General features: G+C 69.5%; 13 protein-coding genes. 8 read left to right on the top strand and 5 right to left on the bottom strand.

Annotated elements, in window-relative coordinates; all coding sequences use genetic code 11:
• Positions 1-7: 7 nt before the first annotated feature.
• A complete protein-coding gene (locus JJB11_RS00170; protein WP_201165889.1) occupies positions 8-1,201 on the bottom strand; it encodes a YjgN family protein in 1,194 nt (397 codons plus the stop codon).
• A gap of 44 nt (positions 1,202-1,245) precedes the next feature.
• Positions 1,246-2,880, bottom strand: a complete 1,635-nt coding sequence (locus JJB11_RS00165; RefSeq protein WP_201165888.1) for an MBL fold metallo-hydrolase — start codon at positions 2,878-2,880, stop codon at positions 1,246-1,248.
• Positions 2,881-2,908: 28 nt separating this feature from the next.
• On the opposite strand from JJB11_RS00165, the gene JJB11_RS00160 reads away from it, so the two are divergent.
• Positions 2,909-3,880, top strand: a complete 972-nt coding sequence (locus JJB11_RS00160; RefSeq protein ID WP_201165887.1) for a tripartite tricarboxylate transporter substrate binding protein — start codon at positions 2,909-2,911, stop codon at positions 3,878-3,880.
• A gap of 18 nt (positions 3,881-3,898) precedes the next feature.
• Here the strand turns inward: JJB11_RS00160 and JJB11_RS00155 are convergent, their stop codons facing one another.
• Positions 3,899-4,438 (bottom strand): carboxymuconolactone decarboxylase family protein, encoded by a 540-nt coding sequence (locus tag JJB11_RS00155; protein ID WP_201165886.1) that lies wholly within the window; start codon positions 4,436-4,438, stop codon positions 3,899-3,901.
• A 107-nt stretch (positions 4,439-4,545) separates the two neighbouring features.
• Between JJB11_RS00155 and JJB11_RS00150 the strand changes: the two genes are divergently transcribed.
• Entirely contained in the window at positions 4,546-5,547 is a 1,002-nt protein-coding gene (locus JJB11_RS00150) for a tripartite tricarboxylate transporter substrate-binding protein (RefSeq protein ID WP_201964519.1), read from the top strand.
• Between the two features lie 45 nt (positions 5,548-5,592).
• On the opposite strand, the gene JJB11_RS00145 is transcribed toward JJB11_RS00150, so the two are convergent.
• A complete protein-coding gene (locus JJB11_RS00145; protein ID WP_201165884.1) occupies positions 5,593-7,098 on the bottom strand; it encodes an FAD/NAD(P)-binding protein in 1,506 nt (501 codons plus the stop codon).
• A gap of 17 nt (positions 7,099-7,115) precedes the next feature.
• Between JJB11_RS00145 and JJB11_RS00140 the strand changes: the two genes are divergently transcribed.
• Genes JJB11_RS00140 through JJB11_RS00125 form a run of 4 tightly spaced genes read left to right on the top strand, consistent with a single transcriptional unit; the run spans position 7,116 to position 10,246 of the window.
• A complete protein-coding gene (locus JJB11_RS00140; RefSeq protein WP_201165883.1) occupies positions 7,116-7,748 on the top strand; it encodes a 2-hydroxychromene-2-carboxylate isomerase in 633 nt (210 codons plus the stop codon).
• 7 nt (positions 7,749-7,755) lie between these two features.
• Positions 7,756-8,625 (top strand): diaminopimelate epimerase, encoded by an 870-nt coding sequence (gene dapF, locus JJB11_RS00135; RefSeq protein WP_201165882.1) that lies wholly within the window; start codon positions 7,756-7,758, stop codon positions 8,623-8,625.
• 17 nt (positions 8,626-8,642) lie between these two features.
• Positions 8,643-9,320: a DUF484 family protein gene (locus tag JJB11_RS00130; protein WP_242528813.1), complete on the top strand. Its 678-nt coding sequence runs from the start codon at positions 8,643-8,645 to the stop codon at positions 9,318-9,320.
• 5 nt (positions 9,321-9,325) lie between these two features.
• Entirely contained in the window at positions 9,326-10,246 is a 921-nt protein-coding gene (locus JJB11_RS00125; protein WP_201165880.1) for a tyrosine recombinase XerC, read from the top strand.
• Positions 10,247-10,288: 42 nt separating this feature from the next.
• Here the strand turns inward: JJB11_RS00125 and JJB11_RS00120 are convergent, their stop codons facing one another.
• Positions 10,289-12,031: a sensor domain-containing diguanylate cyclase gene (locus JJB11_RS00120; RefSeq protein ID WP_201165879.1), complete on the bottom strand. Its 1,743-nt coding sequence runs from the start codon at positions 12,029-12,031 to the stop codon at positions 10,289-10,291.
• A 72-nt stretch (positions 12,032-12,103) separates the two neighbouring features.
• On the opposite strand from JJB11_RS00120, the gene JJB11_RS00115 reads away from it, so the two are divergent.
• On the top strand, positions 12,104-13,285 hold the full coding sequence (locus tag JJB11_RS00115) for a class I SAM-dependent rRNA methyltransferase (protein WP_201165878.1): 1,182 nt from the start codon (positions 12,104-12,106) through the stop codon (positions 13,283-13,285).
• Positions 13,286-13,408: 123 nt separating this feature from the next.
• Positions 13,409-14,452: a CobW family GTP-binding protein gene (locus JJB11_RS00110; RefSeq protein WP_201165877.1), complete on the top strand. Its 1,044-nt coding sequence runs from the start codon at positions 13,409-13,411 to the stop codon at positions 14,450-14,452.
• Positions 14,453-14,634: the final 182 nt, after the last annotated feature.

Genomic DNA, 14,634 nt, shown 5'->3' with positions numbered 1-14,634 from the left:
GCGTGCATCAACCCACGAGCTCCAGGCCCACCACATCGGCGAGCGCATCGCCGACGGCCAGCTCTTCGCGGGCCAGCTGGCCGGCGAGCTGGTCCAGGCTGCCCTTCACGTGCAGGGTGACCGACGTGCACTTCATGCGGTACTCGCTCACGCGCGCGAACGGCCGGTAGAAGCCCAGCGTCAGCACCGTGAGCAGCACGTTCTTCACCCGCAGGCCGACGAAGCGCCAGGGCCGCAGCCTGCACTTGAAGCGCGCGACCTGGCTCACGCCGATGTTGCTCCACACCAGCTTGAACATGCGCGCCTCCCGGTAGGCACGCGCCGGCGCCGAGGCGAGGAACAGCAGGAACAGCACGGCGACCCCGATGGCGGCTGCCATCAGCACGGCGGCCACGCCGGCCGGGTGCGTGCGCTTCATCAGCGCGAAGGAGCCGCCCAGGGTCGCCGCGATCGCCACGCCCACCAGCAGCACGACACCGAGGAAGACGCCCACGGTCGCCATCCAGATGCCGACGAAATCGAGGAAGCGCGGCTTCCAGCGACCGGGCTGGCCGCCGATGCGGCCGCGCGCCACCATCAGGCTCTTGTAGTTGTATTCGAGGCGGATCGCGCACAGCACGCTCACCACGACCGCCACCACGGCGGCTGCGATCGCGAATCCCGTCGCCGTGGGCGAGCCGCTCTTGCCCTTGCCGACCAGGACCTCGATCTCCGTGATCCCGCCGATCCACGCGACGGAGAAGACGAAGGCCGGCAGGCTCGCGCGGTACACCTCGCCCCAGCTCGCCGTGAACTGCAGGCGCACGCCGCGCCAGCGCGTCGCGTTGAAGCGGAAGCGCATCGCGCTGCCCCAGAAGTAAGGCGCGAGCGCGGCGCCGCCCAGCATCAGCACGGCGACCATGCGGTTCTGCCCGGTCTGCGCGGCGATCTTCAGCGCCACGTACAACGCCACGAACAGAACGAAGCCGAGCAGCATGCGCCGGCCCTGCGCGGTGAACTCCAGCGGGCTGTCCGCCACCAGCGTATGGCCATAGAAGTACTGCGCGGTGCGCCGGCGTGCCAGCGGCGTGTAGAAGCCGAGCGTGAGCACCGTCAGCAGCAGGTTGACGAACCACAGGCGGAAGTACTCGCCACCCGAGCCGCTGAATTCCAGCGGATAGGCATCGATGCCGCGGTTCGCCGCGTTTGTCTTTTGCTGCATCCCATCTCCTCCAGGAGCCTGGGAGCAGTGTACTTTCGGGTGCGCTATCCGGCCAGTTGCAAGGCCTCGATCCGTTGTACGTGCGCCAGCAGCGAGCGCTGGGCGAGCGGCCACATGCGCGGCGGCACGTCGGCATAGGCGAGTTCGACCCAATCCTCCAGCGTGCCGTGCGGCCGCTGGCGCATGGCAGCGACGATGCGTGCCTCGCGCTGCAGCCGGTGCGCCTTCAGGTGCGCGATCGCCTGGCTGGCGAAACCGAGCACGTGACCGTGCGCCGGAAGAATGAAGTCGATGCCAACTTGTTCACACGCGGCGGACAGGCGATCGAGCGAGTCGAGGTAGGCCGTCATGTCGCCGTCGGGCGGATCGACCACCGTGGTGCTGCCGTTGAGGATGTGGTCGCCCGAGAAGAGCAGGCCGTCTTCCATCAACACCAGGCACAGGTGGTTGGCCGCGTGTCCCGGGGTGTGCATCACCTGGAGGCTGTGCGTGGTGCCGCCGCCCGCGAGCGTGAGCACCTCGCCGTCGGCCAGTGCGCGGTCGGGCGTGAACGCGCTTGCCGGGCGCGCGGTGGGCGCCGAGGCGAGGCCCAGGATGGGCGGTCGCTGCGCGCACAGCGCCTGCAGCGGCCGCGCGCCGGGCGAGTGGTCCGCGTGCGAATGCGTGCACACGATCATGCGGATGTCGCCATGGGTGGCGCGCCAGAGTTTCTGCTGGTGCTCCGCGTCTTCCGGACCGGGGTCGATCACGATGTAGCCGGTGTGCGGGTCGCCCACGATGTAGCTGTTGGTGCCGGGCCCGGTCATCACGCCGGGATTGGGCGCCGTCATGCGCATCACGTTCTTCAGCAGCGCCACCGGTTGCTCGGTTTGCCAGTCGAGGTGGTGCACGATCTGGCCGTCCGGACTCACCAGCGCGAGCTCGCCGTAAGGCATCTCGTGCTCCATGAAGCGCGTCTCGGCGCCTTTCACCCAGCCTGCGCGCGGCGAACTGGTCCACAGGGGCTGCTCGCCCGCGCAGGCGGCCAGCACGGCGGCGACGTCATCGAGCTTCGCCAGCCGCTGGAGCGTGCGGATGGTCGGGAAGATCATGAAGAACTGGCCGGCCTCGTGGCGCGCGAGCGCGTCCGCAGGGCGCACCCACACGGGCTCGAACTGCTCCGCCTCGTCGGCCACCGGCGACTGGCCTTGCGGCATGCGCGCCACCAGGAAGGGCACGTCGAAGCGCCGCGGCAGGTCGCGGTCGGTGATCCAGTGCGCGAGCACGAACACCTCGTCGGCCGCGAGGGTCAGGCCGCGCGCGCGGCACTGCGCCACGAAGGGCTGGTGGCGATCCAGGGCAGCGATGTCGGATGCGTCCGCGGGGCGGCCGTCCGCCCGGTGCGCCAGCAGCACGCCCAGCTCCTCGAAGCTCTCGCGGATCGCGGCAATGGCGGCGACGAAGTGCGCGTCCTGCTGCGTGGGGCGGCGGGCCGCGGTGTCGGCCGCCTGCGCGTCGCCAGCGTCGATGCCGCCGCCGGGAAAGACGTAGGCGCCGGGCGCGAAGCTCGCCGTCGCGGAGCGGCGCGTCATCAGCACTTCGATGCCGCCGGGCGCATCCCGCAGCAGCAGGACGGTCGCGGCGGGGCGCGGCACTGCGGGTTCACGCTGAGCATGCAGAAGCTGGCTGGCTCTTACCATGCGCTCGATTACATCACGCTGGAGGCGCATGAACACCCGCAGAACCTTCCTCGCGCTGGCGCTCGCCGCCTGCGCTGTCGTCCCGGCCCACGCCCAGGTGGGCGACTGGCCCAAGCGCGGCCCCATCCGGCTGGTCGCGGTGTTCCCGCCCGGCGGCTCGGTGGACCAGGTGGCGCGCATCCTGGCGCCGCAGCTCACGCAGCAGCTCGGGCAGACGGTCATCGTGGAGAACAAGGGCGGCGCCTCCGGCACCATAGGCACGGCAGCCGTCGCGCACGGCGGTGGCGACGGCTACAGCTTCGCGGTCGTGTTCGACACGCACGGCGTCAACCAGTCGCTGATCCCGAATCTCTCGTACGACACGAAGAAGGACCTGGCGCCGGTCATCCTGATCGGCACCTCGCCGATGGTGATCGCCACGCCGGCGAACTCCGAGTACAAGACCTTCGCCGACGTCGTGGCGGCGGCCAAGGCAAACAAGAACGTGAGCTTCGGCACCATCGGTTCGGGCAGCCTGGGCCACCTGGCGATGACCCTGCTCGCGAAGGACGGCCACCTGGAGATGACGCACGTGCCCTACAAGGGCGGCGGCCCGCTGATGCAGGACGTCGTGGCGGGCCACGTGCCGCTTTCGATCGCCTCGGTGTTCGTCACCAAGCCGCACATCGACAGCAAGCGCCTGCGGCCGCTGGCCGTCACCACCAGCAAGCGCTCGCCCGAACTGCCCGACGTGCCGACGGTGGCCGAAAGCGGCTTCCCGGCGTTCGACGCGCCGACCTGGTGGGCCGTGCTCGCCTCCGCGAAGGCGCCGCCGGAGGTGGTGAAGCGCATGAACGAGGAGATCAACAAGGCGCTGAAGGTCCCCGACATCGCGCACCGGCTGGAGCAGCAGGGCATCACGGTCGTGGGCGGCTCGCCGGAAACCGCGCGCACCTTCATCGACAAGCAGCTCGATACCTGGGCGCGCGTGGTGAAGGAGAACAACATCAAGGCGGAGTGAGCTCCGCCCGCTGCGTCCTCAGGACTCGGGGCTCACGCCGAGTGCGACGAGGAAGCGCGCCACCATGTTGTAGGTGGCGATCGCGGAGGTGATCTCCACCAGTTCGGTCGTCTCGAATCGCTGCTGCATCCGGGCGAAGACCGCGTCCTCGACCTTGACGTCACGCGTCATCTGCGCCGCGTATTGCACGACCAGGGCTTCGTCGCCCGCGAGGCCGGAGGGCTCGCCACGGGCGCCGCCTTGCACGTAGGCCTGCAGCGCGTCCAGGCTCGCCTGCGTGCCGCCGGCGGCGAGGTAGTCCGGGGCGTGGTGGTGGTACTCGTAGGCCGCGCCGGTGATCAGGGCCACCGTGCAGATGCCGATCTCGCGCAACTGCCGGCTCGCGCCGAGGCCGGTGCGCACCGCCTTCAGGTAGGTGTTCCAGCCGCGGGCGAGCGGTTCGCTCCAGAGCAGGGCGCGGTCCAGGTTGATCAGCTGGCCGCCGCGGCGTTCCAGGATGGCCTGCACCAGGTCCTGCGGTTGCGGCTTGCGTTCGGGAGTCCAGTCGGGAATGCGCATGGTGTTGCGGAGGGGTCTTGCGGGGAAGCGCGCAGCATAAGCTCATGCTGGAAAGAAGGCATGGGGCTTGCCACAATGCGCGGTCGCCCCTTTCAGGAGTACTCCGCGTGACCACCCCCTCGTTCCTGCGCCGCGCCTTCGTCGCCGCGCTCGCCGCCCTGGCCCTGGCCCCGCTCGCGCAAGCGCAGGGGCCCGCTGCCTGGCCGCAGCAGCCCGTCACCATCGTGATGACCTTTCCGCCCGGTTCGGGCGTGGACGTGGTGGGGCGGATCCTGCAGGACCCGCTCGGCAAGGTGCTGGGGCAGCCGGTGATCATCGACTACAAGGTCGGCGCCGCCGGCAACGTCGCGCTCGAATACGTGTCGCGCGCCAGGCCGGACGGGTACACGCTGGTGTTCGGGACGGCCGCCACGCACGGCAGCAACGCCGCGCTCTACAAGAAACTGCCCTTCGACGTGGAAGCGGACTTCGTGCCGGTGACGCCGATCCTGGATGTCTCCAACGTGCTCACGATCAATCCCGACGTGATGAACGTGAAGACCTTCAAGGAGTTCGTCGACCTGGTGCGCGCGAATCCCGGCAAGTACAACTACGCGTCCACCGGCAACGGCACGGGCACCCACATGGCTTTCGCCGAACTCAACTCGAAGCTGGGCCTGGACATGGTGCACGTGCCTTACAAGGGCGGCCCGGAGGCCATGCAAGGCGTGCTGAAGGGCGAGGCCTGCTGCATCATGAACCAGGTGCAGACGGTGCTGGGCCAGTACAAGGCGGGCAAGGTGCGCCTGCTGGGCGTGACGACGGCCAAGCGCGTCGCGGCGATCCAGGAGGTCCCGACCATCGGCGAAAGCGGCATCCCCGGCACGCAGGGTTTCGATTCGTCGACCTGGTTCGCGCTGTTCGCACCGAAGAATACGGACCCGGCGATCGTCGCGAAGATCAACGCCGCGGTGCGCCAGGTGCTGCAGGACCCCGAGGTGCGCGTGAAGCTGGAAAGCGCCGGTAACACGATCCGGCTGGAGACGCCGGAGCAGTTCCGCCAGACCGTGCACGCCAACCGCCTCAAGTGGGCGGAGGTGGTGAAGGCGGCGAAGATCCACATCGACTGAGCCGGCCGTCCGCGCGTCCCGTGCCGCCCGCGCCGGCAGGGGACTTCAGCAGCGGTCCGCCGGCGGCACGTACCACTTCGTCGGCAGCAGCTCGGGCTCTTCCAGCGCCTGCAGGCGCTCCCAGTGCAGGTCCGCATCGGCGACGAACAGGTCCCGGGCGATCGCGTGCGCGAGCCGGCTCGCGCCGATGGCGAGCCCCGGGATGTCGCCCGCGAGCGCGCCGTGGCTCAAGGTGCTGCCCCAGTTGAACAGGTGCAGGTTGGCGAGCGCAGCGCGATGCTCCTCTCCCGTCGCTCGCAGCTCAAAGCCGTTGCCGAGATAAGGGAAGCGCGCGGACTCCGCGTGCCGCTGCGCCTGGTCCGCCGGCACGTGCCGCGCCCAGGTGTCGATGGCGCCGGCGTAGCGCGCGAGCTCCGGCCGCTCCAGCAGGTCCACGTCGAAGCCCGTGCCGAAGATCACGGCGTCGAAGCGCTCGGTGCCCGCGGACGTCGTGACCAGCACGCCGTCGGCTTGCGGGCGCACGTCGGTCCAGGGCGTCGCCAGGTGCAAGGCGAAGCCGGCGTGCGCATCGCAGCGTCGCACCGTCTCCCAGGGCGGCGGCACCTGCTCCTCGAAGATGTAGGTATAGAAGCGCCACTTGCGGGCGTCGTCCAGCGCCTCGAAGCCGCGGAAGAAGCCGGCGAAGGCCGTCCACTTGCTCTTGTTCACCTGCGGCAGGAAGGGCCGCCGCGCGAACAGCTCCACGCGCGCGCCCGCTTCCAGCGCGCAGGCGGCGTTGTCGAACGCGGACGCGCCGGCGCCGAGCACGGCGACGCGCCGGCCGCGCAGCGCTTCGAAGTCGATCGCGTCGGCGGAATGGAAGACGCGGCCCGCCGCGTGCGGGTCGTCGCGCCGCAAGGAAGGGAACGCTGGCCAGCGCGGCGCGCCGCTGCCGTCGCGGCCGAGGGCCAGTACGATCTTGCGCGCCCACACGGTCTCTTCGCCCTGCGCCGACTGCAGGCGCGCGCGCAACAGGCTGCCCTCGTCATCGATCGACAGCAGGGTGACGCCGTTGTCCACGGGCAGGCCCACGGTCTCGCGCACCCACAGCAGGTAGTCGCGCCAGTCGATGCGGCCGACCTTGTGCAATGCGGTCCAACCCTCCTCGCCGTGCTGCGCCTCGTACCAGGCCCGGAAGGTGAGGGCGGGCACGCCGAGGTCGGGCCCGGTGAGGTGCTTGGGACTGCGCAGCGTGAGCATGCGCGCGTAGGTGCTCCACGGCCCTTCGTCGCCGCGCGCCGCGCGGTCGACGACGCGCAGGTTCGCGATGCCTTCGCGCAGCAAGGCGTAGCCCGCGGTCTGCCCGCACATGCCGGCGCCGGCTACGAGCACGTCGACGACCGACGTGCCGTCGGGCGCGGTCGCCGGCGGCACCCAGTTCGCGGGTGGATAGTTCAGCCGCGCGAGCTGCGCGCGGGCGTCGCGCGCGAGCCGCGCCAATGCGGCTTCGTCGCGCGGACTGGCGATGGATTGCGGCGGCACGGGCGGAAGGGCGAAGACGGGAAGGTTCACGAGTCGATAATCCGCGGATGACGATTCAACTGGACTGCTATTACAGCCTGTCATCGCCCTGGGCCTATTTTGCCGGTCCGCAGCTGCAGGACGTGGTGCGCCGTCACAAGGTCAAGCTGGTGTTGAAGCCCTACGACTTCCAGGCGGTGGTGGTGCAGACCGGTGGCATCCCCATCCGCACGCGGCCGCCCGCGCGCCGCAGCTACCACGCGGAGGAGCTGGCCCGCTGGCGCGACTACCTGGGCATGCCGCTGACGCTGGAGCCGAAGCACTACCCGCAGTCCATGCCGCAGGATCCGGACTGGAACAAGTACGCGGGCTGGATGGTGATCGCCGCGCAGCAGCAGGGGCTGGACGCCTTCGTGCTGTCGCATGCGCTGCTGCGCGCATTGTGGGCGGAGGAGCGCGACACCTCGCAGGCCCAGGTGCGCATCGCGGTGGCCGACGAGAACGGCTACGACGGCGTCGCCTTGCAGGCGCTGGAGCGTTCGGCCTCGGTGCAGCGGGAATACGATGCCTTCAGCGAGGAGGCGGTGCGGCTGGGCGTGTTCGGCGCGCCGACCTTCATCGTGCGCGGGCACCCTGAGCGCTGGTGGGGGCAGGACCGCTTGTTCTTCGTGGATCGCTATCTGGACCGCCTGCGCGGATAATCCGGGCATGCGCATCCGTTTCACCAAGATGCAGGGAGCGGGCAACGATTTCGTCGTGCTCGATGAAACGCGCCAGCGCCTGAACCTCACGCCCGCGCAGTACCGGCAGCTCGCCGATCGGCACTTCGGCGTCGGCGCCGACCAGGTGCTGTCGGTGCGGCCTTCGCCGGCGCCCGGCGTCGACTTCGAGTACGTGATCCACAACGCCGACGGCGGCGAGGTGGAGCAGTGCGGCAATGGAGCGCGCTGCTTCGCACGTTACGTCGCCGACAAGGGCCTGGCCCAGGGCGACCGCATCCGCGTCCAGACGCTCTCGGGCGTGATCGAGCCGCGGCTGAACCCGGATGGCCGGGTCACCGTGGACATGGGCCAGCCGGTGTTCGCGCTGGAGCAGGTGCCTTTCGTGGCCGCGGGGCTCAGCCCGCACAAGGATGGCAACTGGCTGAAATGGCACCTGGCGCTCGGGACCTATGCCGAGTCGCAGATCGTCGCCGTGGCGGTGCTGTCCATGGGCAATCCGCACGCGGTGCAGGAAGTCGCCGACGCGGACCACGCGCCGGTGGCGCAGCAGGGTCCGCTCATTGAGCGGCACTCGCGCTTTCCCAAGCGGGTGAACGCCGGCTTCATGGAGATCCAGGACCGCAGCCATATCCGGCTGCGCGTGTGGGAGCGCGGCGCCGGCGAGACGCTCGCCTGCGGCACCGGCGCCTGCGCCGCGGTCGTGGCGGGCATCCGGCTGGGCAAGCTCGACGCACGGGTCGACGTGGAGACCCGCGGCGGCAAGCTCACCATCGAATGGGCCGGCGGCGATGCCCCGGTGTTCATGACGGGACCGGCGGTGACGGTCTTCGAAGGCGAAATCGAATTGCAGGAATGAGGATGGGCCCCCCACAGATGAACCCGATCACCGAAGACGACATCGCCAACTACCTGGCGAACAGCCCCGACTTCTTCGAGCGGCACGCGCAACTGCTCGCCTCGGTACTGCTCACCAGCCCGCATGGCAATCGCGCGGTGAGCCTGCAGGAGCGGCAGGCCGAGATGCTGCGCGAAAAGATCAAGGCGCTGGAGCACCGCATCATGGACATGGTGCGGCACGGCAACGAGAACATGGTGATCTCCGACCGCGTGCACCGCTGGGCCCAGTCGCTGCTGCTGGTGCAGTCCACGCGCGCGCTGCCGGCCACGCTGGCCGCCGAATTGCAGTCGCAGTTCCTCGTCCCGCAGGTGGCCCTGAAGGTCTGGGACGTGGACGCGCGCTACGCCAACGAGCCCTTCGCGCAGGGCGTGAGCGAGGACGCCAAGAGCTTCGCCTCCTCGCTCGCGCAGCCGTATTGCGGCATGGCCACCGGCATCGAGGCGGTGGGCTGGCTGGAAGATCCGGACACGGCGATGTCGATCGCGCTGATCGCGCTGCGCCCGGGCGCAGCGAACGGCGCCGGCCCGGCCTTCGGCATGCTGGTGCTGGCCTCGCCGGATCCGCAGCGCTTCCAGGCCGGCTTCGCCACCGACTTCCTCGAGCGCATCGCCGAACTCGCCAGCGCCGCGCTGTCCCGCCTGCGCCCCCGCTGAAGCGCATGGACGACGTCGCACTGGTCGAGCGCTACCTCGAACACGTGCGCGTGGAAAAGCGCCTCGCCGCGCGCACGGTGGAACTCTATGCGCTGGACCTGCAGAAGCTCTCGGAGAACGCCACCCAGGCCCGCGTCGGCTTGCTGCAGGTGCAGAACGCGCACATCCGTCGCTGGGTGGCGCAGATGCACTCGGGCGGCCGCTCGGGTCGCGGCATCGCGTTGATCCTCTCCGGCTGGCGCGGGTTCTACACCTGGCTGGGACGCGAAGGACTGGTGCAGAGCAATCCGGTGCAGGACGTGCGCGCCCCCAAGGCGCCCAAGCCGCTGCCCAAGGCGCTGGGCGTCGACGAAGCAGTGCAGTTCGCGGAATACACCGGCGACGGGGCGGATCCGTGGATGGAGGCGCGGGACGCCGCCATCGTGGAACTTCTGTACGGATGCGGCCTGCGCGTGGGCGAACTGGTGGGCCTGGATGTGCAGGCGAGCACCGCAGCGCGTGGCTGGATCGACGCGCAGGCCGGCGAAGCCCACGTGCTGGGCAAGGGCAGCAAGCGCCGCACGGTGCCGGTCGGTGGCAAGGCGCTGCAGGCGCTGAAGGAGTGGAGCGCCCAGCGCGCTGCGGGCCGGCATGCCGGCGAGCCCGCGCTGTTCCTGGGCCGCAATGGCGGGCGGCTGAGCGCCCAGGCGATCTGGCAGCGCCTCAAGCAGCGCAGCCTGCGCGCGGGGCTCGCGACGCCGGTGCACCCGCACATGCTGCGCCACTCGTTCGCGAGCCACCTGCTGCAATCGAGCGGCGACCTGCGCGCGGTGCAGGAGCTCCTGGGCCACGCGAACATCGGCACGACGCAGGTCTACACGCGCCTGGACTTCCAGCATCTCGCGAAGGCGTACGACGCGGCGCATCCGCGCGCCAAGCGCAAGTAGCGCGTCGTTCGATCGCGGCCCTGGAGATCCTGCGGCGCAGGCTCAGGACATCAGCGCAGCCGGCGTGCTGCTGCGGGGCAGCGTGAAGACCGCACGGCGGCTGTCCGCCGGCGCGCTGGCGAGCAGCGTTTCCAGCCGGCCGATCAACTGCGACGGGTCGGTGCCGTCCATGGGGATCAGCGCCTGCGCCACGCGAACGTGCGCGGACCATTCCAGCGGCCGGCCCTTGAAGGGCATCAGGCAGCGCGCGACGATGCGGGGACCGGCTTCGGCGACTTCGTCCGCGTGCAGCGGGCCTTCCAGCAGGACACCGAAGCGATGGTCGGACAGGCGGGCGACCGTGTCGATCTCGCGCGCCACCGACAGCAGGCGGCCGGCGACGCGCAGCGTCAGCTCGCGAGCCGAATCGGGGTCGAACTGCCGGCGGATCTGGTCGATGTTGCCGATGTCGACCAGCAGCATGGCGCTGCGGAACTTGAGCCGCTGCGAGCGCGCGATGAGCCGCACGAGCCGCTCGTGGAACACCGCGGCGTTGATCAGGCCGGTGGCCGGGTCGATGCGGTCCAGGCCCTGGATCCGTCGCACGTGTTCGCGGCGGTGCTGGCTGCGCAGGGCGAGCACGATGAGCAGCACCGGCAGTTCGATCGCGATCACGATCTGCATGCCGTACTGGGTCATGAAGCTGACCGGGATGAGACCGGCGGCGCGCGCGAGCGGGAAGCCGGCGCCGACGGCCACCGGCAGGCAGCCGAGCAGCAGCCAGGGCGCGTAGCGGTCGCCGCGCATGGCGGCCCACACCACGACGGCGAGGCCGGCGATCGAGGCACCGCAGACGTACAGGACGATCAGGTTCAGCCGCTCCATCACGTCCGGCGTGATCATCAGGTAGATGGCGAGCGGGAACGCGGCGAGCGCACCCGCGACGAGCGCGCGATAGATGCGCAGGCCGCGTTCGCGCAGCGACACGACTTCGGCGAAGAACACCTGCAGCGAGGCGATGGCGAACAGCGGCGAGATCTGCGGCGCCATGTTGTTCCACCACGCCCAGTTGGGCCAGAGGAACAGGCCGGCCAGCCCGGTCAGCGTGGCCTGGCACAGCCACATCATCACGGCGGAAATCGAGAACAGCCAGTAGCCCTTGTCCTGCAGCGACACGCCGCCGATGCCCGCGAGGATCACGGCAAGCACGACAAGGCCGAGGTACACGCCGAGCCCGAGCGCGACGCTCTGCTCGGTGTAGCCCAGGTAATTCTCGCTGACGAACTCCAGGGGTGCGCCGAAGATGGTGCCGTTCTCGATCTTCAGGTAGTGCACGCGCGGCTCGGTGGCGGAGACCGCGAGCGGCATCACCGGGTGGCGGTGCGGCACCGGCCAGCTGGCCACCGGAATGGAATCGCCGGCGACGCGCGAGGTCCATTCGCCGGCGGCGTTCTTGACGAACACTTCGACCCGATCCACGCCGGGATAGATCACCTCGAGGTACCAGCGCTCGTTGGTCGTGGTGGGCGGCACGGTGAAGCGGATCCAGAGGGCCTTGCCACCGGCGAGCTTGTAGATGTTGTCGGCCGCCGTGTGGTGCCAGCGCAGGTTGGGGTTCCTGGCGACGTCCTCCACGGTGGCCTTGCCGCTGTCGTCGAGCCAGGCATCGCCGGCGTCCGCGAGCGAGACCGGCTGCGCCCCGGAGTTCAACTGGAGGACGGCGCGCGCAGCGGCCGGCCCGGCGAGCACCAGCAGCGCCAGGAACAGCAGTGCGGCCACCTTGCGGCGGCAAGCGATCCAACCCATCGACGAGTTCTCCTGGACGTCCATATCTTGTTTCACATTCTTACGGTTTCCGGCCGCGCCGACAATAGGCCCATGAAAGTGATACGCCTGCACGCCGGGCGCGAGCGCTCGCTCCTGCGCCGCCACCCATGGATCTTCGATTCCGCGATTGCGCGCGGAGGGGCCGATGCGGGCGAGACGGTCCGCGTCGAGGCGCACGACGGCCGCTTCCTTGCGTGGGCAGCCTACAGCCCCGCATCGAAAATTCGGGCGAGAGCGTGGAGTTTTGCCGAGGCGGACCGCATCGAACCCGGGTTTTTGCACGATCGGCTGGTCGCGGCCGTCGCCTTAAGACAACGGCTTAACCCGGCGAGCGACAGCGTGCGCCTGGTGCATGGGGAATCGGACGGTCTGCCTGGCTTCGTCGTGGACCGGTATGGCGACACGCTGGTGGCGCAGTTCCTGTCCGCCGGCGCCGAGCGCTGGAAGAAGGTGCTGGCCGACGGCCTGCTCGAAGCCACCGGGCTGCAGCGCCTGTACGAGCGCTCCGATGCGAATGCGCGCGCGCTGGAGGGACTGCCTGAAGTCACGGGCTGGCTGCGGGGCAGCGGGCCGACCGAGCTCACGATCACCGAGCACACGTGGCGCTTCGGCGTCGACATCGCGGCCGGGCACAAGACCGGTTTCTACCTGGACCAGCGAGACAGCCGGGCGCGCTTCGCAGCGTGGGTGCGGGGCTTCGGTGCGCAGCGCGTCCTGAACTGCTATTGCTATTCGGGCGGCTTCACCGTGGCGGCGCTCACGGGCGGCGCGGGCGAGGTCACGTCGATCGATTCGTCGGGGCCCGCACTGGAGCGTGCCCGCGCCAACGTGGCACTCAATGGGTTCGATGCGGCGCGCGCGGAGTTCCTCGACGCGGACGTGAACGCCAGCCTGAGGCGCTTCGGGGAAGAAGGGCGCGTGTTCGATGCCATCGTGCTCGACCCGCCCAAGCTGGCGCCGTCCGCCGCGCACGCCGAGCGCGCGGCGCGTGCCTACAAGGACATCAACCGGCTGGCACTGAAGCTGCTCGCACCGGGCGGCCTGCTGTTCACGTTCTCGTGCTCGGGCGGGATCTCGGCCGACCTGTTCCACAAGATCGTGGCGTCGGCGGGGACGGACGCCGGCGTCGACGGCTACATCGCCGAGCGACTGGGCGCCGCCCCCGACCATCCCATGACGCTGGCTTTCCCGGAGGGCGAGTACCTCAAGGGACTGGTGGTGGTGCGGAAGTAGGGGCTAGGGGCTAGGGGCTCGCGACGAGGGGATTCGGGCGGCACGGCGCTGGACAGCGGGCAGATGGCTAGACTTTGGCATTCCCTAGGCCCCAGCCCCTGGCCCCTAACCCCTCCGAAAATCATGAGCCTCATCCCCGCCACCATCCTCACCGGCTTCCTCGGTTCCGGCAAGACGACCCTGCTCAAGCGCGTCCTGAGCGAAGCGCACGGGCAGAAGATCGCCATCATCGAGAACGAGTTCGGCGAGGAGAACATCGACAACGACATCCTCGTGAGCGACACGCAGGAGCAGATCGTGCAGATGAGCAATGGCTGCATCTGCTGCACGATCCGCGAGGACCTGCGTTCCGCCCTGCAACTGCTCGCCGCGAAGAAGCGCAAGGGCCTGCTCGATTTCGACCGCGTCGTCATCGAGACCACCGGCCTTGCCGACCCCGGCCCGGTGGCGCAGACCTTCTTCATGGACGACGAGATCGCGGAAAGCTACCTGCTCGATTCCATCCTCACGCTGGTGGACGCAAAGCACGCGGAGCAGCAGCTCGACGACCGCCAGGAAGCGCGCCGGCAGGTGGGCTTCGCCGACCAGATCTTCATCAGCAAGACCGACCTCGTGGGGAAGGACGAGGTCGAAGCGCTGGTGCATCGCCTGAAGCACATGAACCCGCGCGCGCCGCAGAAGGCCGTGCACTTCGGCGACGTGCCGATCCGGGACGTGTTCGACCTGCGCGGCTTCAACCTGAACGCGAAGCTGGACATCGATCCGGACTTCCTGAAGGAAGACGAGCATGACCACGCGCACGGCCACGACCACGATCATGACCACGAGCACGGCGAGCACTGCGACCACCCGCACCACCACGCCCACGACGACGACGTCAAGAGCTTCGTGTTCCGCTCCGATCGCGCGTTCGATCCCTTGAAGCTGGAAGACTTCCTGGGGGCGATCGTCAACATCTACGGCCCGCGCATGCTGCGCTACAAGGGCGTCCTGAACATGAAGGGCACCGCGCGCAAGGTGATCTTCCAGGGGGTGCACCAGCTGATGGGAAGCGATCTCGGACCGGAGTGGGCCGAGGGCGAGGCCCGCCAGAGCAAGATGGTCTTCATCGGCATCGACCTGCCGCGCGACATCTTCCTGCAGGGGCTCGAGCAGTGCCTTGTCTGACGCGCCGGCGCGGCGCGGTCTGAACCGGGGGGACGGGGCGGCAGACTAGTCTGGCGCCCTTTGCAGCCATTGCGCGTGCCGCCCACGGACATGTTTGTCTCGCTTCCGCAACTCACGCCTTCCCCCGTCAGCAGGGTGGGGCCCGCGCGCTTTGATGAAAAGGAGGTCCACGGCCGTGCAGA

This window comes from Ramlibacter ginsenosidimutans (genome assembly GCF_016654015.1).
Taxonomy (GTDB): domain Bacteria; phylum Pseudomonadota; class Gammaproteobacteria; order Burkholderiales; family Burkholderiaceae_C; genus Ramlibacter; species Ramlibacter ginsenosidimutans.
This window is presented reverse-complemented; position numbering and strand designations above follow the sequence as displayed.

Coding starts and splice junctions, on each gene's coding strand:
- JJB11_RS00170 (WP_201165889.1), bottom strand. CDS start 1,201: ATGCAGCAAAAGACAAACGCGGCGAACCGCGGCATCGATGCCTATCCG.
- JJB11_RS00165 (WP_201165888.1), bottom strand. CDS start 2,880: ATGGTAAGAGCCAGCCAGCTTCTGCATGCTCAGCGTGAACCCGCAGTG.
- JJB11_RS00160 (WP_201165887.1), top strand. CDS start 2,909: ATGAACACCCGCAGAACCTTCCTCGCGCTGGCGCTCGCCGCCTGCGCT.
- JJB11_RS00155 (WP_201165886.1), bottom strand. CDS start 4,438: ATGCGCATTCCCGACTGGACTCCCGAACGCAAGCCGCAACCGCAGGAC.
- JJB11_RS00140 (WP_201165883.1), top strand. CDS start 7,116: ATGACGATTCAACTGGACTGCTATTACAGCCTGTCATCGCCCTGGGCC.
- dapF (WP_201165882.1), top strand. CDS start 7,756: ATGCGCATCCGTTTCACCAAGATGCAGGGAGCGGGCAACGATTTCGTC.
- JJB11_RS00130 (WP_242528813.1), top strand. CDS start 8,643: ATGAACCCGATCACCGAAGACGACATCGCCAACTACCTGGCGAACAGC.
- JJB11_RS00125 (WP_201165880.1), top strand. CDS start 9,326: ATGGACGACGTCGCACTGGTCGAGCGCTACCTCGAACACGTGCGCGTG.
- JJB11_RS00120 (WP_201165879.1), bottom strand. CDS start 12,031: ATGGGTTGGATCGCTTGCCGCCGCAAGGTGGCCGCACTGCTGTTCCTG.
- JJB11_RS00115 (WP_201165878.1), top strand. CDS start 12,104: ATGAAAGTGATACGCCTGCACGCCGGGCGCGAGCGCTCGCTCCTGCGC.
- JJB11_RS00110 (WP_201165877.1), top strand. CDS start 13,409: ATGAGCCTCATCCCCGCCACCATCCTCACCGGCTTCCTCGGTTCCGGC.